The organism is Oceanobacillus kimchii X50 (assembly GCF_000340475.1).
GTDB classification, from domain to species: Bacteria; Bacillota; Bacilli; order Bacillales; family Amphibacillaceae; genus Oceanobacillus; species Oceanobacillus kimchii.
Window position 1 is genome coordinate 3,373,260 of the sequence record NZ_CM001792.1, and the last position, 19,454, is coordinate 3,392,713.

At 36.4% G+C, this 19,454-nt stretch carries 21 protein-coding genes; 14 read left to right on the top strand and 7 right to left on the bottom strand.

Annotated elements, in window-relative coordinates; translation table 11 throughout:
* Positions 1–16: 16 nt before the first annotated feature.
* Both C794_RS17150 and C794_RS17155 read left to right on the top strand, forming a co-directional pair.
* Positions 17–1,216, top strand: a complete 1,200-nt coding sequence (locus tag C794_RS17150; protein ID WP_017798403.1) for a M20 family metallopeptidase — start codon at positions 17–19, stop codon at positions 1,214–1,216.
* Positions 1,217–1,939: 723 nt separating this feature from the next.
* Entirely contained in the window at positions 1,940–2,599 is a 660-nt protein-coding gene (locus C794_RS17155) for a TerC family protein (protein ID WP_017798404.1), read from the top strand.
* Between the two features lie 162 nt (positions 2,600–2,761).
* On the opposite strand, the gene C794_RS17160 is transcribed toward C794_RS17155, so the two are convergent.
* Entirely contained in the window at positions 2,762–3,967 is a 1,206-nt protein-coding gene (locus tag C794_RS17160) for an MFS transporter (RefSeq protein ID WP_017798405.1), read from the bottom strand.
* Between the two features lie 141 nt (positions 3,968–4,108).
* On the opposite strand from C794_RS17160, the gene C794_RS17165 reads away from it, so the two are divergent.
* From C794_RS17165 to C794_RS17190, 5 genes are all read left to right on the top strand, one after another.
* Positions 4,109–4,690: a TetR/AcrR family transcriptional regulator gene (locus tag C794_RS17165; protein ID WP_017798406.1), complete on the top strand. Its 582-nt coding sequence runs from the start codon at positions 4,109–4,111 to the stop codon at positions 4,688–4,690.
* 127 nt (positions 4,691–4,817) lie between these two features.
* A complete protein-coding gene (locus tag C794_RS17170) occupies positions 4,818–6,224 on the top strand; it encodes a sodium/glutamate symporter (protein WP_017798407.1) in 1,407 nt (468 codons plus the stop codon).
* Positions 6,225–6,371: 147 nt separating this feature from the next.
* A complete protein-coding gene (locus C794_RS17180; protein ID WP_230199304.1) occupies positions 6,372–7,631 on the top strand; it encodes a serpin family protein in 1,260 nt (419 codons plus the stop codon).
* Between the two features lie 50 nt (positions 7,632–7,681).
* Entirely contained in the window at positions 7,682–8,944 is a 1,263-nt protein-coding gene (locus C794_RS17185) for a serpin family protein (RefSeq protein ID WP_017798410.1), read from the top strand.
* 77 nt (positions 8,945–9,021) lie between these two features.
* Positions 9,022–9,378 (top strand): DoxX family protein, encoded by a 357-nt coding sequence (locus C794_RS17190; protein WP_017798411.1) that lies wholly within the window; start codon positions 9,022–9,024, stop codon positions 9,376–9,378.
* Between the two features lie 46 nt (positions 9,379–9,424).
* On the opposite strand, the gene csaA is transcribed toward C794_RS17190, so the two are convergent.
* A complete protein-coding gene (csaA, locus tag C794_RS17195; RefSeq protein WP_017798412.1) occupies positions 9,425–9,757 on the bottom strand; it encodes a chaperone CsaA in 333 nt (110 codons plus the stop codon).
* 153 nt (positions 9,758–9,910) lie between these two features.
* Between csaA and C794_RS17200 the strand changes: the two genes are divergently transcribed.
* The 4 genes from C794_RS17200 (at position 9,911) to C794_RS17215 (ending at position 12,938) form a co-directional block, all read left to right on the top strand.
* Positions 9,911–10,636 (top strand): ABC transporter ATP-binding protein, encoded by a 726-nt coding sequence (locus tag C794_RS17200; RefSeq protein ID WP_017798413.1) that lies wholly within the window; start codon positions 9,911–9,913, stop codon positions 10,634–10,636.
* Positions 10,620–11,846, top strand: a complete 1,227-nt coding sequence (locus tag C794_RS17205) for an ABC transporter permease (RefSeq protein ID WP_017798414.1) — start codon at positions 10,620–10,622, stop codon at positions 11,844–11,846. Before C794_RS17200 ends, C794_RS17205 begins: the two co-directional genes overlap by 17 nt.
* Positions 11,847–11,928: 82 nt before the next feature.
* Positions 11,929–12,120, top strand: coding sequence for a hypothetical protein (locus C794_RS17210; RefSeq protein ID WP_017798415.1), 192 nt, complete (start codon positions 11,929–11,931; stop codon positions 12,118–12,120).
* On the top strand, positions 12,120–12,938 hold the full coding sequence (locus C794_RS17215) for a nucleotidyltransferase domain-containing protein (RefSeq protein ID WP_017798416.1): 819 nt from the start codon (positions 12,120–12,122) through the stop codon (positions 12,936–12,938). The genes C794_RS17210 and C794_RS17215 overlap by 1 nt, the downstream gene beginning before the upstream one ends.
* Before the next feature lie 45 nt (positions 12,939–12,983).
* Here the strand turns inward: C794_RS17215 and C794_RS17220 are convergent, their stop codons facing one another.
* From C794_RS17220 to C794_RS17230, 3 genes are all read right to left on the bottom strand, one after another.
* Positions 12,984–13,997 (bottom strand): DUF2804 domain-containing protein, encoded by a 1,014-nt coding sequence (locus C794_RS17220; RefSeq protein ID WP_017798417.1) that lies wholly within the window; start codon positions 13,995–13,997, stop codon positions 12,984–12,986.
* An 80-nt stretch (positions 13,998–14,077) separates the two neighbouring features.
* Positions 14,078–14,974, bottom strand: a complete 897-nt coding sequence (locus C794_RS17225; RefSeq protein ID WP_017798418.1) for a macrolide 2'-phosphotransferase — start codon at positions 14,972–14,974, stop codon at positions 14,078–14,080.
* 34 nt (positions 14,975–15,008) lie between these two features.
* Positions 15,009–15,872: a LysR family transcriptional regulator gene (locus C794_RS17230; protein ID WP_017798419.1), complete on the bottom strand. Its 864-nt coding sequence runs from the start codon at positions 15,870–15,872 to the stop codon at positions 15,009–15,011.
* A 117-nt stretch (positions 15,873–15,989) separates the two neighbouring features.
* Between C794_RS17230 and C794_RS17235 the strand changes: the two genes are divergently transcribed.
* Both C794_RS17235 and C794_RS21410 read left to right on the top strand, forming a co-directional pair.
* Positions 15,990–16,562, top strand: coding sequence for an NAD(P)H oxidoreductase (locus tag C794_RS17235; protein WP_017798420.1), 573 nt, complete (start codon positions 15,990–15,992; stop codon positions 16,560–16,562).
* Positions 16,563–16,687: 125 nt separating this feature from the next.
* The gene (locus C794_RS21410) at positions 16,688–16,825 is read left to right on the top strand and encodes a TetR-like C-terminal domain-containing protein (protein WP_477529250.1); all 138 of its coding nucleotides are present in this window, start codon (positions 16,688–16,690) and stop codon (positions 16,823–16,825) included.
* Positions 16,826–16,840: 15 nt separating this feature from the next.
* Here C794_RS21410 and C794_RS17240 read toward each other — a convergent pair whose 3' ends face one another.
* Complete coding sequence (locus tag C794_RS17240; RefSeq protein WP_017798421.1) at positions 16,841–17,137, bottom strand: TIGR04104 family putative zinc finger protein; 297 nt, start codon at positions 17,135–17,137, stop codon at positions 16,841–16,843.
* A 150-nt stretch (positions 17,138–17,287) separates the two neighbouring features.
* Here C794_RS17240 and C794_RS17245 point away from each other — a divergent pair, with 150 nt between their 5' ends.
* Positions 17,288–17,881, top strand: a complete 594-nt coding sequence (locus tag C794_RS17245; protein ID WP_017798422.1) for a GNAT family N-acetyltransferase — start codon at positions 17,288–17,290, stop codon at positions 17,879–17,881.
* Positions 17,882–17,943: 62 nt separating this feature from the next.
* Here C794_RS17245 and gnd read toward each other — a convergent pair whose 3' ends face one another.
* Positions 17,944–19,341, bottom strand: a complete 1,398-nt coding sequence (gene gnd / locus C794_RS17250) for a decarboxylating NADP(+)-dependent phosphogluconate dehydrogenase (RefSeq protein ID WP_017798423.1) — start codon at positions 19,339–19,341, stop codon at positions 17,944–17,946.
* Between the last annotated feature and the right edge of the window lie 113 nt (positions 19,342–19,454).

Here is a 19,454-nt window from a genome sequence, read left to right on the forward strand (position 1 = left end):
TGAGGAGGGAATAATTATGAGTATCGTTCAATCACATCAAGAAGCTATCTTTCAAAATATCGAGGATAATAAAGACAAATATATTCAAATTAGTCAGGACATTCACGCGCAACCAGAGATTGGTAATGAGGAATTTTTTGCAAGTTCGAAACTTATACAAACACTAACAGATGCAGGTTTCACTGTTGAATCAGCAGTTGCAGGACATAAGACATCCTTTTTTGCATCCAAAGATAGTGGCATAGAAGGCCCAACGATTGCCTTTCTCGCAGAATACGATGCACTACCAGGAATCGGGCATGCTTGTGGGCACAATATCATTGGTACAACAAGTATCGCAGCAGCTATTGGCTTAGCTGAATCCCTTTCAGAAACTGCAGGTCGTGTAGTAGTGCTAGGCACACCAGCCGAGGAAGGGGGACCAAACGGAAGTGCTAAAGGGAGCTTTGTAAAACATGGTTTGCTAAAAAATATCGATGTGGCACTTATGCTCCATCCATCAGGAAAAACAAGTTTAACAAGTGAAACATTAGCAGTAGACCCATTAGAATTCCATTTCTACGGAAAGCCCGCTCACGCATCTGGAGCACCAGAAGAAGGAATTAATGCATTAGACGCTGTTATTCAATTATTTAACGGAATTAATGCACTACGCCAACAACTGCCTAGTGATGTTCGCATTCATGGCATTATCACTCATGGTGGAGATGCCCCAAATATTATACCGGAATATGCAGCAGCTCGCTTTTATATTAGAGCCGAATCTTGGAGCAAAACAGAGGAAACCGCTGAAAAAGTTCGTGCTATTGCAAAAGGCGCAGCACTTGCCACTGGTTCAACTGTCAAAGTGGAGCGATTCCAAAATGAAGTAAAAGATTTTGTGCTTACGAATACACTAGACAATGTTTTAAAGAAAGAGTTAGAAAAGCAAGGTGAAACAGTAATCACAGAGAAAAAGAAAGGCAAAGGCTCTACAGATGCTGGTAATATTAGCTATGAAGTACCTACCGCACATGGTCATATTAAAATTGGCGAAGATAATTTAATTGGCCATACAGTTGAGTTTCGAGAAGCCGCAAAATCTGCTGCAGGTAACGAAGCTATTATAACAGGAGCTAAAGCTCTAGCTTCTACAGGATACCGTTTATTAACTGATAGCGAACTCCTTCAAAGAGTACGTCAATCACATGAACAAGGACTAGCAGAAAAACAATGAGAAAAGTATTGTGACAAAGTATATATTCAAAAGACAAATCCGAATGAATAATAACCCGCTTCAGAAATATACTCCGCTTTATGTGGGCGGCTGGTGAACCTCCGGATACTTCGTATTCCGGGGTCTCGCCTATGCCTCACTCCCACAGGACAAGGAATACTTCGACAGCATTGCATCGCACGCAGAAAATCGATTTTTGATTTTCAAGGAGTCTCCGTATATTTCTTACGCTTATTCTGTCATCCATCTTTTTGTCTCAATTTCATAATTGTTAAGTTTCATTTAAAAACTATCTTGTTCAGATTATAGCAATAACTTGGCTTTGATTGTAATGGAAGACGGCGACTCTTGCTCAGAATAACTGAGCTTGAAAAACCACTTGAAAAGTGTTCCTCTTTTCAAGTTAGATGAAGCCGTGCCTACAAAAAGTGTTCGTCTGTAATGAAAATCAGAACAGCTAACATTCGGATTTTACATAAAATATCCTTTTATGACTCTTTTACAAAACTGTTTGTTATACCCCAACTCTTTAGTAACATCTCTCCACTTAATTCATTTACCAAACCTATAACTTAGCGAAGTTGAGGGAAATATAAACAGTTATCGCCAACATTTCTATTTTACTGGTTAGTGAAATACAAAATTTTAATCATTACGTTCTAACCCTCCTCCCTTTCATCATATATTGAAAAAAAGCTTGGACTTTTTGAAAGGAGGAGTAAGTTGGAATTAATTGAAATAGTTATACAAATACTCCTTATTAATATCTTACTCAGCGCGGACAATGCAATTGTTATTGCCATGGCAAGTAGAAATCTTCCTACGCATTTACAAAGTAAAGCAATTTGGTGGGGAACCTTTGGTGCTATTGCCATGCGAATTCTATTCGTATTCTTAATGATTCATTTATTCCAAATGCCTTTTATTCAATTGATTGGTGGAATCCTCTTGCTATTCGTTTCCTATAAGCTCTTAGTGGACAAGCAAGACTACAAAAATATGAAAAGTGGTGAATCATTACAAGAAGCTGTCTCCATTATCATCTTCGCTGATGTCGTAATGAGCCTTGATAATGTACTTGCTATTGCCGCTATTGCAAATAGCGATTTATTGCTTGTTATCGCAGGGATTATTCTTAGTATTCCTATCATCCTAACTGCGAGCGAATTTATATTAAAACTCATTCATAAATTTCCAGTTATTATTTATTTTGGAGCTGGATTGCTTACATGGACGGCTGGAAAAATGCTGTTAAAAGAACCGTATATTCAACAATTTTTCTCACCTGTTGGCAATCAAGAAATATTGTCGTTATTAGGTTTGACACTCGTATTAATAGTGGTTGGTGGGTGGAGAAGAAAACAAGTACATGCCTCAAAATAAAGTAAACCTTCATTAATATAGAGGATTGCTGCTCGAATACGAAATAAAATAAGCACCTTGCAGTACATTTTCATCCAAGCAAGGTGCTTACTCTACGTTAATCTTGTCTATCTCTTCTTTTTGTTGCTTTCCTTTCAAAACGACATCCCTTCTTTCATTCGGTTATTTGCTTTGGTAGGTTTTTGCTTTTACAAATAAAAGAATAGTGATAATCGCTCCAATGATTCCAAAACTAAATAAGATGACTTGTATAGATATGTCCATCGCTGCTAATCCTGAAACTATTGCATATGCGAGTGGGTCGAAGCCATTCATGGCTAAGAATATAATACTCATTACCCTCCCCATAATGTGATCTTCTGTAATTTCTTGTGCCGCTGTAAAGAAAGGTACAAACACAAATGACATGGAAAATCCAATAAAGAATACCACAATGGTTAATAACGTTAGGTTAGGAACTAGTGCGAATATAAGATAAGCAATAATTGCACCTGTTAATCCAATCAAAGATGTTTTTCCTTTATTCTTAATGAGTATAGAACTTAAAACTCCAGTTCCAATGAGTAAACCAATTCCAAGACTTGACTCCATATAACTTAAGTTTAAAGGTGAGCCGCCGTAACTCTCTACTAGCAGTGGTATTGCAATGTGCAATGTGCCAAAGACAAAAAAGTTTAGTGTAATTAGAACACCTAACCCCGTTAACAGAAAGTTTGACTTACGGATATACTGAAAGCCTTCTTTCATTTCCTTCACTGGCTGTTGTTGCACTTCATGTTCTACTGGAGCTTCCTTTATAAATTTTGGATATATAATGACAGCAGATAAGAAAGCGAAAATCATTGCAATAAAATAGCTACCTGCTACTCCCACTGTCTCCATTAAAATTCCTGCAAGTATAGGACCAGCTATAAAGGCAATCTGATCCGCTCCTTGAAAAATAGCATTCGCTTGTTGCAACTGTCTCTTCTCTACAATCTTAGGAATTAACGACGAACTTGCCGGGCCAAAAAAAGCATCTAACATTCCAAATCCTGCCGCTAATAGTAATAGCATCATAATAGATGCTGCATCATTCCATACAAGCAAAAATAAAGTTAACAATAATATTCCTTGCATAAAGTTAGTAACAAACATAATAGATGTTTTCTTATAGCGGTCTGCTAAAATTCCACCAAAAACCATCATGGCGATACGTGGAATTGTTGCAGCAATAAGCACTAATCCAAGTGATCCAGCAGAATTGCTTTCACTGATTACAAACCATGTCGTGGTTGTAAGAAACATACTGAAACTAACAACCGCAAATATACCAGCAACAAAGAGCAAGACAAATATTCTATTTCGTAATAATGACTGAGTTGCCATATCTATCCTCCGCCTTTGCATATAAAATTGAACAAGATATACTATTAATAAATAGATACATGAACGACCAGACCCTACCGAACGGTCGTTTCTAGATGACTATATCCTATCTATTACATTTTGTCAAAGGGGAATTTCTGTATGCACACAAAAGATAAAATATTAATTGAAGGAATGGAGTTATTTGCCCGCCAAGGATATGAAGGCACTTCCATGACCAGTATCGCCAACGCTGTTGGCATTAAGAAGTCGTCTCTATACGCTCATTACAAAAGTAAAGCTGGACTATTTTTAGATGTTTCTCAAAAAATCTCTAGTGATTATATTGATTTTGTAAAAAACTCGTTAAAGAACGAAGGTAAAAATATTCAAGAAACGCTACATCTCTCCTTTCTTACAAATGTACATGACTTGGCTAATAACGATAGCAGTATAGAATTTTACAACCGATTTATTTCTTATCCTCCTGAAGATGTAAAAGAAAGATTGTTAACAATAATGGTCAACAGTGAAGAAACCGCTCGGGCATTATTTGAGGAAACCATAAAAAAAGGACAAGAAGTTGGAGAAATAACCACAGTAGTTACTGCAAAAGAGGCAGCTAATGTTTTTTACGGTTTGTTAGATGGATTATCCTACGAAACGAGTTATTATACGTTCGATATTATTGAAAAACATGGAGAGCAAATGTGGAAAGTGTTTTGGAGAGGAATGAAAGCCTAAAACAAAAGAAAAGTCGACTATTTTGTAAAGTATACGTTTGTCATAAAGTTAAATCGGGTATTGTTTAATTCAATATTTTATTGTTTTTTACCCCTTAAAAATAACTTTCATGAAAAGGAGTTTATCTATGTCTTTACAAATCGTCGGCTTCTCAATCATCATATTAGCCGCACTACTCGTTATCGGAAAACTGATCCGCCTTAAAATACCCATCCTACAAAAACTCTTCTTACCTACCTCATTAATCGGTGGTTTCTTAGCACTAATATTAGGACCAGAAGTATTAGGGAGGCTAACTGGTGATGGATTTCTTAACGCTGGAATTTTTACCGAACAAATGGTAGAAGTTTGGGCTGGCCTACCTGAATTATTAATCAATGTTGTTTTTGCCTGTTTATTCATTGGATTTGTTCTACCAAAACCGAAAAAGATGTGGAAAATTGGTGGACCACAGATCGCTTTAGGCTATACAATGTCCTGGGCTCAATATGCTGTTGGAATTTTACTGGCAATTACAGTATTGACCCCTCTACTTGGACTCAGCCCCGCAGCAGGTGCACTTATTGAAATAGGTTTTGTTGGTGGTCACGGTACCGCAGCTGGTCTACAAAGTACGTTTGAAGAACTTGGGTTTGCAGAAGGTTACGACCTCGCTATTGGTCTGGCAACCGTCGGAATATTATCCGGTGTAGTCGTTGGTATGATTATGGTTAACTGGGCTGCACGTAATGGAAAATCAAAAACGTTACATCACCCAGATGAGATTTCCTTAGAGCAACAAACAGGAATTTTAAATAAAGAGCATCGTAAATCTGCCGGTACAAAAACGACCTCGTCACTATCGATCGAACCATTTGCACTTCATCTAGGTTTAATTGGAATTTCTATATTTATCGGTTTTGTTCTATTAGAAATATTAATTTGGTTAGAAGCTGTAACATATGGTGCAGCATTCGATATTTATCTATTTGAATATGTACCTTTATTCCCGTTCGCAATGATCGGGGGGCTTCTCGTTCAATTCTTTCTTTCTCGATTTGATCGTTATGAACTAGTTGACCGAGATACAATTAACACGATACAAGGAGTTGCGCTAGACTTTCTTATTATCAGTGCCATGGCAAGCCTGAGCTTACAAGTTATTGGTGATAATATTATTGCTTTTATATTACTGGCAGTTGTTGGTATAGTTCTCAACACCTTCCTCTTCCTTTATTTAGGACCAAAGATGATTCCAAGCTATTGGTTTGAACGAGGTATCGGTGATTTTGGTCAAAGTACTGGTGTAGCAGCAACAGGAATTATGCTTATGCGAATCGTTGACTCAGAAAATCAATCTCCAGCACTTAATGCATTCGGTTATAAGCAAATTCTATTCGAACCAATGGTCGGTGGCGGATTAGTAACTGCAGCTTCTGTACCTTTTATTATCCAATTTGGTGCAGTTCCTGTATTAATTGCGGTAACTCTACTAACTATCGCATTTTGGTTATTAGGTACACTATACTTTGGAAAAATGAAGGAATCCGATTAAAGGATGAGCAACAGCATGATTCATATTTCATGTTGTTGCTTTTTTCTCTTTATGATATCTTTATAGAAACTTAGAATCGTATATTCCGTCTATGAAAGTGCAACAATGAAATGAATACTATATTCAAACAGAAAGGGCAGATGTAACGTGCATAAAAAATCACTACTGTTTGTCGCTCTAAGTTTCATCGTCTTGTTCATTGCTGCTTGTAATTCTGGTTCACCAGAAGATAATGACCCTAATGAGAATAACCAAAATAGTGAAGATGAAGGAGGTTCTTCCATGAAAGAAGTGTCCGAAGCAAGTAATCTTTTAGCATTTCAATCTATTCAATCACTAGATCCTAATGATGATGGTAATGTATTTGTCTCACCGACAAGTTATTGGCTAGCTATGGCAATGGTGTATAATGGCGCCAATGGTGATACAAGGTCTGAAATGGGTCAAGCACTACAGCTACAAGGAATGGATATAGAAGATTTCAATCATCAAAATGCATCATTGATGGAACATTTTACGAACGTCAATGACGAAGAACTAGAACTCAACATCGCAAACTCCATCTGGCTTAACCAAACATATGAATTTTTGGATACCTTCCAACAATCCGTAACCGATACGTACCAAGCTGAATTAGCAGCCCTTACCACTCCTGAACCAATTAATGAATGGGTCAGCAACCAAACGAATGGAAAAATAAAAGATATTATCAACCAAATCGATCAAGAACATGTTGCTATTCTTGTAAACGCAACTTACTTTAATGGTGCTTGGACATACCCATTTGATGAAAATAACACGCAAGAACGAACCTTTCACAAGAAAAATAACTCTTCTGTAGAAGTGCCATTTATGGCCTTAAATGAAGAGCTACCTTATGTAGAAACGGACCAAATGCAAGCAGTTTCACTTCCTTATGGAGAAAATGAAGACATGCAGATGGAGTTATTTCTCCCAAAAGAAGATATAGCTATGGATGATTTCTTAGAAGGATTCACTCTTGAAAATTGGCAAGAATGGCGAGATAGTATGGAAATTCAAAAAGGAAATCTACGCATGCCGAAATTCTCTTTAGAATATGAAGCAGAACTGCAAAACTTCTTTCAATCGTTAGGTATGGAGCAAGCTTTTGATACACAGGAGGCTGATTTTTCCAACATGATTGATCAAGAACAGCTTGGCGCCCTTTATATCGATAAAATTGTTCATAAAACGTTTTTAGATGTCGATGAAGAAGGAACAGAAGCAGCTGGAGCAACATCTGTTGAAATGAAAACGACATCGATTGAAATTGGAGAAAACTTTGATATGGAAATTAATCGCCCTTTTCTCCTTACCATTTCCGATAATGAGACGGACACCATATTATTTATGGGTATGATACATGAACCTACTTCTATTGATTAACTACATCACAATACCCTTTCAAGAAAATAAATAGAAAGGATTTGTGTAAAATGAAGAAATGCTTTTTTATCTTTTCCATACTATGTTTATTCTTATTATTTTCTGCTTGTGGCACAGATAATAGTGCCACAGGTGGAAATAATTCTACAGATGCCCCTCCCACCACGAAAATAGACACCTCTGTTTTGGTAAATGACGCTAATCAAGCAAGTAATCATCTCGGTTTTCAAACATTACAACGATTAAAAGGTAATGAAGAAGATAATATTTTTGTCTCTCCGATCAGTATTTGGTTAGCTGTCTCGATGGCATATAATGGGGCTGACGGAGATACGAAAGACGAAATGACCAACGCGCTACAACTAGGAGATATCGACCTCCAAACATTAAACGAACATAATGCCTCTATGATGGACCAAGTAAGTAATCACGATGATGTCGAGTTAAATATTCTTAATTCTATTTGGTTACGTCCCAAATTCACTTTTCTTGAAGACTTTGAACAACAAGTTACTGAATCTTACAATCCAGAACTAGGACCTTTAACGACAAAAGAACCGATGAACGAATGGGTTAGTGAAAAAACAAATGGAAAAATTACTAATCTTATTGAAAAAGTCGATGAAGACCATGTCGCCTTCTTATTAAATGCTACGTATTTCAATGGTAACTGGAAGTATCCTTTTGATGAAAATAATACTGATAATGATTCATTCAATTTAGATGAATCATCCATCACAGAAGTCCCTTTTATGTCACTTGATGAAAAACTTTTTTATTGGGAAAATGATGAATTTCAATTGGTTGCACTTCCATACGGTGAAGAGGGAAACATTCAGATGGAGGTATTTCTGCCGAATGAAAGTATTAGATTGCAGGAATTTGTTAACAAATTAACGTTGGAAGACTGGCAGAATTGGCGTGAATCTATGCAAGAAACGGTAGGAAGCTTAAAAATGCCTAAGTTCTCCTTAGAATATGAATCAGAGTTACAAGATTTTTTCCAAGCTTTAGGTATGGAGAAAGCATTTGACCAGAATATAGCTGACTTTTCTAACATGATTGATCCAGCTCAGTTACGTGGTAATTTGTATATTAGTAAAATCATGCATAAAACGTTTTTAGAGGTTGACGAAAGAGGTACAGAAGCAGCAGGGGCAACTTCTGTGGAGATGAAAGAAGAGTCTGCCATTGTTAGTCCAGCTCCTTTCCAAATGGAAATTAATCGCCCTTTTCTCCTTACCATTTCCGATAATGAGACGGACACCATATTATTTATGGGTATGATACATGAACCTACTTCTATTGATTAACTCTCAAATTCTACTGATAGCCAATAAAACTAAAAAAGAATAGAATGGAAGTAATTTCTAATAGAGGAGAAATTACATTGATAAAGAAAATATTTTTATATATTTTTGCAATCTTATTTATGCTTGCGGGTATGGGGCATTTTGTACTCGATGATTTCTTTATTTCATCAATACCAGAATGGGTCCCAGAACGTCCGTTTATTGTGTATATATCAGGGGTTGTTGAGATTGTGCTAGGGGCATTCTTGCTTTATCCTACTACTCGTAGAAAAGCAGGAATTGCCATTGCTATATTCCTTGTACTTGTATTTCCTGTAAATATTTATATGGCATTCCATGCAGAAAACTATAACACTCCAGAAGTAGCACTTTGGATCCGTCTACCATTACAATTTCTATTAATTTGGTGGGTAATGAAAGTAAGCAAACGATAATGCAAAAATGGCCAAGCTCTTTATCCACGAGGCTTGGCCATCTTGCTTACGATATTTTTGTACCATCTGGAACTTCTTCATCAGGACGTAGCAAAATAACATCGCCCTCTCCAGGAACTCCGCCTATGATCAACACTTCTGATTTAAACCCTGCTACACGCATCGGAGGAAAATTAACTACCCCTACCACCTGGCGACCTACTATTTCTTCGGGTTCATACCTCTTGGTAATTTGCGCTGAAGATTTTTTTATTCCTATTTCATCACCGAAATCAACGGAAAGCTTAATTGCTGGTCTACGAGCCTCTGGGAAAGGTTCTGCATGTATTACCGTTCCAACTCGCATGTCCACCTTCATAAAATCATCAATTGTCGCCATTTACCCTTCCTCCCAACTATTTTATATCATTACTTCTATGATATAATTGAGAAAAATCAGAATCAACTATTGTGAAGGAAAATTTAGCGAAAACCTTTAAAGATAATAACACTTTAAAATGAAGAATGTAGAAAATTATATTGGAGGATGCCTATGATCGAAGTAAAAATCAACCATGCTGGATATCATTCAGAACAATTATATTTATCGGATATCCAATTTTCGATCCCCCCTGGAGAGACTGTTGGCTTACTTGGGGCTAACGGTGCAGGGAAAAGTACGACCATTAAATCAATTATTGGAACGATAGAAGCATTTGATGGAGAAATAATACATATCAAAGATAATCATCGACTTACGTATATACCAGAGGAACCTATCCTATACGATCACCTCACACTTTGGGAACATCTACGTCTAGCAGCCACTTCTTATGACTTACCCGAGGATCAATGGATTCCAAAAGCAGAGAAACTCCTAAAACTATTTTTATTAAACGGAAAAGAACACCTATACCCGACACTTTTTTCAAAAGGAATGAGACAAAAATCACTAATTGTCTTAAGCTTTATGATACAAGCAGATATTTATATAATAGATGAACCATTTATTGGATTAGACCCAATTGCTACGAAAAACCTAATTACTTTGTTGGAGCAGGAAAAACAACGTGGTGCGGCTATTCTGATGACCACCCATGTACTAGACTCCGCTGAAAAACTCTGTGATACATTTGTACTTCTACACGAAGGAAGAATGTTATTTAAAGGGAATCTAATTGAGTTACAACAAAGAACAAATCAAATGTTAGACACTTCTTTATTAGATTGCTTCTATTGTTTATTAGAGGAGGAAGTAGCAAATGAACCCCGCCTTTAGTGTGTTTAAACAAAGGCTTCGAACAGATTTAAAACAACAACGAAAAGCACGAAATATGGTACTGGATTGGACCTTATTCGTCTACGCCCTTATTCCTGGAGTCGCCATTGGAATTTACGTCTATATGGAATGGCTACAAGATATTCCTTCTATATTTACTTTTATTGGCTGGTATGGATGGATGGCACTTTTATTTTTATCTATGTTAATCTTTGAAATTAAATTATACACTTATGTCGCTGATCAACTATTCTTAAGTAGAAACATTCCGTTTCTGCGAAAAATTACACAGTATGGAATTATATATTCTTTTGGTCACACGATTATACTTGGAACAATTATTTTCACTTTACCTACTTTATTAATAATGGAAATATTTAACTTAGGGATCCAACAAATGATTCTATTATATATCTACTACATCACTACTTCTTGCCTTTTTAACACCTGGAAGAAGTATCAGAAAATCTATATATCATCATCTATTTTTCGGTTAGTTAACCAAATTCTTCCGATCATCGCAATCATATTAGGTTCACCCTATATTATCGAAAGTTCTTTTTTCACCGTCATATGGGTAATCATTAGCGTACTTGGTTGCATTGTTATTTCCCGAAAAATTTTATATAACGGGAACCATTTTCTGAAAATCGCTTTACTCGATGATGCATTACGTAATCAACTGGGAAATTTACTATTAATGGATGCAAAGAATAAGGGTTACCATCCACCAACAAAAACAAAACCAAGACTTTGGAAACATTCACAAGTAATGTTTAAACAACAACATACACAGATGATTTTCACAGATGCATTCATTAAGTCAGTGATTCGGAATCAGCGCGTACTCTTTCCAATCTTACAACTCAGCGCCTTATTAATTGCTTTAATTATACTTACATCGGGTAGTTGGATTTCGTATATTGTCTGGGGAATTTCTATTTATATTATTATCGATATCGCTAAAACTGGATGGATGGCTTTTCATCATGACCCTTTTATCCGTTTGTTTCGTTGGGATGAAACCATGCTACGTGATTCTCTAGAAATGTCCGTGTTATATTTGGCCACACCTATACTTATTTTTCTTAATATGATTTTCGGTTATCTACAGTTTCATGTAATAGGGCTTCTTTTGTTTCCCTTGTTAGTCCTATTTCTCGTCAATTGGGGGACCAAATCATTTTTGCGTAACTCTCCGGTTTTCTAGCAGTAATGGAATACTAAGTATTTTTTAGGCAAGGTATTCCTATTGTTAAAATCTAATATAATAAAATTGGAGGTGCTTTACCTTGAACAGATTATCTTCACTTTCTGTATCTGTCGGACTTTTGACATTCATTCTATCACTAACACTTTTTCTTTTTATTGATTCCCCTTATCCGATATTAGGTGCACTGATAACAGCATATCTAATGGTTGAACTCACCTACCTCATCCAATTTCAACAACAAAAAAATCAAAGAGAAGGGCTGAGAAAATAGTGTTAAAACCTGGTTATGGTCTTGATGATGATGGTTTTATTGTAAGCGATGTTAGTATAGATAAAATTGATTCTATATATCTGCCATGTATTCAAGAATCTGTTAATTCCCTTAAAAACTTATTTCCGCTACAACTGCATAGTGTTTATGTCTATGGCAGTGTTCCTCGAGGAGACGCAAAACCTATCCATTCTGACTTAGATCTTATTGCTTTATTTTCTAAAAAATTAAGCTCTGATGAAGTTGATCGATTAAAAACACTTACTAGTGAACTAACAAATAAATATATCAATCTCGTCCGCGATATAGGAATTTCTATGGCTGATTACGACTATACGATCGATCCAAGCAATTACTATGAAAATGCATTTCTAAGGGAGATAAGTGTTTGTGTTTACGGAGAAGATTTGGGTGAACGATTCGGACCATATAAACTCACATCAGAAATCCCCATTAAGTTCAATGGTGATATATGCAAGTCACTACATCGGACTTTAAATAGGTTAGACATTCCTTCGGACGAAGCTTTCCGCACATACACACAAGGTTTTGCTCGTAAACTAATTCGAACTTACTACTCGATGGTGATGGTACGCTCACAAATATGGTCAACTAGGCTTCATGAGCAAGCTGAAGTATTTATACATTACTTTCCGGACAAAGAATCGATTGTGCACACGCTTCTTAATTGGATAGATCATCCACCAACCAATCGCAAAACTGTTCAAAAATTGTTTGAGAGGGAAGGCAATTGGGCTTGTGCCAATTTTGCTTATGAGGCCACTATGAGTAGCCTAAATATTAATGATGATATATAAATGAAGGTAAAACCAATAAAATATTGACTTTACCTTCTGTCTTCATTACCACTTAGCTTTATGGTCTTCTGCCCATCCAAGCAACGAGTCGATTTTAATAGTTTTCCCATCATCTGTTTTAATTGTTCCTTGATAATGGCCGATCAGTTGATGAACACTCGATTTAATAATAACTGCTTTTGTTTCTGCGATACGTTCAAATATGGGCATGAATTGGAGATTAACTCGATCAGAACCAATCGTTGTTAGTCTCCATGGTTTATGGTAATCATTATTGTTATACTCCCATTTTATATCATCGTGAATCTTATGCAATCGATCATTAATCACGAAGCCATTTTCATTTTGACCAGTCTTATCCGTCCATTGTCCTCCAAAATTTAATCCAATCCGTTGTCCATCAATCACACCAGAAGCAGAACCCCAATTCCAATTGGAAGCATATTTCCAAACACCTCGTCCAAAATCTAGACACCCAAATGCACGATCAGATTGCATTAAATAGATTTTATCCCCCAAGGTTATTTTTCCAGATGCAGGGATTGCAGGTTGTTTAGAAGTAAATTGAAATCGTTTCTGCGCCCAAGGAACAACAACATTTAATGATTCATATTTATCTGGTCTTGATAATTCTATATCTGCGTTTAATCCTTTTCCACCCCCAAAATCATAGATTGATATAGTTAGCGTAGTGGACTCATCCAGTTCATCAAAATGAATACGCATGTCTTTTCCATCATAATGAAGTGATTCCCTGACCCCTTCCGGCATGTGTACACCTTTTCCAAATGGGATTAAAGAAGTCTTCTCGTAAAATTCCTTTGTCGTCAAATCTAGTATATAAACAAACATAACAGCCGCATAATCAATATGAGATATCGTTGCAGAAAATAACACCTCTGGACTGGTTACACACCAATAGTTCCATTTTTTCTTTCGAGGATAACTCCCTGTCACATTACATTGCACAAGTGGGTGCTTCGCCCATCCAACACTGCGGTCATTCAACCTGCCATCGACACATAAACGAACTGGTTTCTTTATTTCTATTGCTTGCATAACTCTAACGCCCCCTAGTATGTTTTTTCAATTATACTAAAAAAAGAAACGCCCCCATGAATGAGGTCGTTTATCTGTATCTATTCATCTACACCTAGCATTTGTTTGGCCATTTCTTCCATTTCGCTCGATTTAGAAACAATCGCAAATTCTGCTACATCAATAGCATATGCTGCTTGAAGCTCAATAATATGTTCTTTCATTTTAGGCCATGTTTTACCACCTGCATTACCGTATGCTTCAATTAACCTTTCTAATCCCGCTTCTTGATAAAGGATATAATGCGTCACAAAGTCTCTGGAAATATCCGTAACAGAAACCTCTGTCCAATCAATAAAGCCCGTTACCTCTATACTATCATTAATCATCGTATGTCCTGGATGAACATCTCCATGAATCAGTCCGGTATGTGTTGGCCATAAAGAATCCTCTGACACCCATTTTTGCCATCTCTCCCACAGCACTTCACTTACTCCGAATTGTTCCTTTACTTTTACCATACGTTGTTTCATATTAGCTCTTAAATCTTTCGCATCATTGATCTCAATACCAGTATCGGTAAAATAACTCTTTGGAAGTTGATGAAGCTCTGCTAGTGCTGTTCCTAACGTCTGATGAAAAGTATCCGGTGTATTTTCTACATCAAAACTCCATACATAATTTTGAATATCCGGGTCTATTGTACCTGCTGGTCGACCTTCCAACTGTTTATAAGCAATCAATTCGTTAGTATATACTTCCCATTTAGGCACTTGAAAAGAAACATGGTTATGGATAATATCCAATGCACGCTTCTCTTGGTCTGTACTTCGCGTAGAGTCGGGACGTCGAGGAATACGTAAAATCCATTGTGAGTCTTCTGTATCTTCCACATGAGCGACCTGAAAATCCAATCCAGATTCATTTAACTTCACCGTGTCTTCGTTTACATCTATCCCATGTTTTCTTGCTAAATGAACTACTTCATTTTTATCCATCTTAGAACCTCCCTCTTTATTGTTCCGCTTATTTTTATAATTGTTCTACGTTAGCTAGGTAGTCGATAAACACCGACATGCTTTTTGATACCCACTTATCTTTGTGAATAGCTTGAAAGATAGCTAGTTTTTGTCTAACTTTAGAATTAGGGTATTCTATTAATTCTCCATTTTTGAGTTCTTTTTCAACAACAAATCGGGGTACAATCGATTGGCCAAGGTTACACATTACACTCTTTTTAATAGCTTCTACACTTGGTAATTCGATTGCCTTCATATTGATATCAGTAGTCGTATTCATATATTCTTCCATTATCGGGCGCCAACTACATTTATACTCCGTTGTAAGCATTCGTGGGGAATAAGGTCTTCTCTCGATCTTTGCAGGAAGAATATGGACGAGCTCTTCTTGTCTAATTTTTTTCACCCAGACATCTTTCTGTGTCCAATTTTCAACGTCAACAAGGAAAGCAATATCCACCTCTCCACTTTTTAATTGACTATGAACATCTTCAAACCTTAATGTTTTTAACACTATTTCTACTTTAGGATATTCCTCCATAAATCCTCTTAAAATACCAGGTAGCCAATGAATCATTAACGTCTCACTCGCACCAATTATTACTATTCCAGAAGGTTCCTCCGTATTCCTTAAACGATCTTTGGATTCGGAATATAGTTCAATAATTTCAGTAGCATAAGGAAGAAATGTTTCCCCTGCTTGCGTCAGGCTTATACTCTTCCCCATACGATTAAACAAAGGGATTTCTAACTCTGATTCAAGATCATGGATATGTGCTGTAATAGAGGATTGAGCATAACCTAGTACATCTGCTGCTTTTTTAAATCCACCGTTATCAACTATTGTTTTAAATGTAACTAGATGCCGTAATTCCATTTCATCCTCCTTGTTATCAAAAATACTGAACGTTAATATCTAATAATTCAATTTTACTGTATATATCATTTACTTTAAACTAGAATTAACACATTTTCAATGAGGGGATGATCCTACATGAAATTATTAACAATTGTTGCACATCCTAGAGAAGAATCTTTAACGATGAAAGTCACTAATCGTTTTATAGAAGGTCTACAAGATGCTGGTCATACTGTTGAACTTATTGATTTATATCGTCATGAATTTGAAGCAGCTTTGCCGATTGCAGATGAGCCCGAATGGGAGGCAGAAGAGCAACATTTTTCACCAGAAGTAATGAAAGAGATGGAACGAATGAAGAGCGCGGATGCTTTAGCATTTATTTTTCCATTATGGTGGTGGAGTATGCCAGGAATTATGAAAGGTTATATCGATCGTGTTTGGAATTTTGGATTCGCATATGGGAATAACCATTTACACCATGAGCATGTACTTTGGCTAGGATTAGCTGCAGCAGATGAGAAAAAACTTGCAAAGCGAAAGTATGATTCGATGATGGAACATTATTTTAATGTTGGTCTAGCTGATTACTGTGGTATTCCAAGTTCTGCGTTCCACTTACTCACCGAAACCAATAAAGTAAATCCTCAACAAATCGATGAATGGTTATTGCAAGTATATGATTTAGGGCGGAACTATGGAAAATAAAAACAACCATCGAAGAGAATAATTATTCTCTTCGATGGTTGTGGTTTGCTCTTTTATTTATACAGGAGTGTGAATACGAAATCCTTTCTGATAGCAACGAAAATATCGTCATAGAGTAGTTTTACATCTATCGAGCTCATGGAATCGCAGGTTTTATCATTCGTTGGATTGAAGAAGATTTCCCTCACTCTCCATCATATATGGCAAAGCAAATTGTCGAACCAATGGTATCATCTACAACGATTTTGCACCAGAAAAAATAACTTGCCCTTACTATGTTAAAAAGGCAAGTTTTCTTCATTCGATAATTCTAGCCAATAAGGATACGAAGCCAAGTAAATGCTTGCAATGAATATCATTATGACAATGGTCCACAACGTTGGCTCCCAAAAAATGTTTAGTAAGAGTACAAGAGGAATCACAAACATAAGAGCAGTTGACCGTTTTCTTGTGCGTTTGCTTATAAATTGTATTTCACTACAGTGAGGACAATTCATACGTGTATCCAATGTAAAAGACTTTTTTATCGTCTGCTTCCATGTCCAATTTTCGCCACACTTTTGGCATTTTGGCATAAAAACACCCCTATAACTTAATTAACAATTATTACTAATTTTAACATAATTTATTACTTACACATATTAATTTCATTTCCATTGACTTTATCCACTATAAATTTTAATCTGATTCTATAGGCAGGAATAAATAGACTGGAGTTTGTTATCATGCAAATTATGAGAGCAAATGAATTCAATGATCAATATGTACGGGAGAAGTTCAGCAAAACATTCGTAGATGGATTTGGCGAAGATCTTCGCTATTTCACAGAGGATAAGGAAAAACTAGCAAAAGCGCTTGAACACATCTTTATTCTTGAGAATTTTTATATAACAGTGGTTTATGAAGATATTGCTGCAATAACCTTTTGTACCAATGGAGATAAACTTGCTATTCAACATAATAAGAAAGAATTACGAAAACATCTTGGGTGGCTAAAGGGAACAATTGCTAATGTTGTTTTCAAAAAAGAATTTCAGAAACCACCGGTAAAAACAGGTGATAAGATTGCTAACATTGGGTTTGTTGCTACTGCTGAAAAATATCGACGCCAAGGCATGGCTTCCACATTGATGAATTATATCCTTTCCTTACCCCAGTATGAGACGTTTTTATTAGAAACAATTGCCGATACCAATACAAGTGCGCTGCAACTCTATAAGAATCTCGGATTTAAAGAAATTAAACGGACGAAACAGAAACATACAAAATTTAGTGGCATTAATTATTATATTGATATGGCATACAAGAAAAATGGATAACAAAAGGTCGTATCCACATAAAGATACGACCTTTATTATTTAACCCCTTTTGTTCTTAACACTTACCACTCTGTATGGAAAGTACCTTCTTTATCCACTCTCTCATACGTATGTGCACCAAAATAGTCTCGCTGTGCTTGAATCATATTGGCACCACTTTGAGAGGAACGGTATCCATCATAGTAAGTTAAAGATGCTCCTAAACTTGGTAAGGATAGTCCAGTTTCCATCCCTTTTATCACAACTTTCCGTAATGAAGCTTGATAGTCATTAATCTTCTCTTGGAAGAATGGTGATAGTAATAAGTTTGGTAGTTGTTTATCTGCTTTAAATGCATCACTAATTTCATTCAGAATACCAGCTCTGATAATGCATCCACCTCTAAATATCAACGCAATTTCTTCTAGTTTTAAATCCCAACCATAGGCTTCAGATGCTTGCTTATATTGATGAAATCCTTGTGCATACGCACATATTTTGCCCATAAACAGTGCTTTTCTCACAAGTTCCAGCCATGCTTGTTTGTCGAGGTCTTGGTCTAGTTTCGTTGGCCCTGACAACAATTGATCTGCAAGAACACGTTCTTCTTTTAAGCCCGATAAGAATCGTGCAAACACTGATTCTGTAATAATAGATAACGGAACACCTACATCCAATGCATTTTGGCTTGTCCATTTCCCAGTACCTTTTTGACCTGATTTATCTAAAATAACATCAACCAATGGTTTATTCGTTTCTTCATCGACATGCGTTAAAATATCACTCGTTATTTCCATCAAATAGCTTTCAAGTTCTCCTTCATTCCACTCACGAAATGTAGTTGCGATTTCTTCAACTGATAAACCCAGTCTTTCACGCAAGAACTGATAAGCCTCTGTAATCAGCTGCATATCGGCATATTCAATACCGTTATGTACCATTTTCACATAATGCCCAGAACCTTCTTTACCTAAATAACCACAACATGCTTTACCGTCAACTTGTGCCGCTATTTTCTCTAGGATAGGTGCAACTTCTTGATATACTTTTTCATCGCCACTAGGCATTAGTGCAGGTCCATGAAGCGCTCCCTCTTCCCCACCAGAAACACCTACACTGACAAAATGAATCCCAACATCTTTTAAGCGATGATAACGACGGTTCGAATCATTAAAATTGGAATTCCCCCCGTCCATAATAATGTCTTCTTTATCAAGTAACGGTACTAATGAATCAATGACAGAATCAATAATGGGGCCAGCTGTTACCATTAAGAATACTTTTCTTGGTTTTGCTAATGAATTTACAAAACTCTCTAAGTCATAATGTGCCTCTGCATTATCACTTGTAAAATTGGATTTAAATTTTTCTGTTAGGTCAGATGTATAGTTATAAACCGCAACTCTTTCACCCTTATTGGCCATGTTCATCGCTAGGTTTGCACCCATAACACCTAAACCAAATACTCCAATAGAATTCATTCTTTCTACACTTCCTTTATATAGGTTGTTCAAACTGTCCGGTAAAAATGACACATATCAGGGGACCTTCTGCTAAAATCGCCCACACGTCCTGTGGAAGCTCGTTGGCTTAG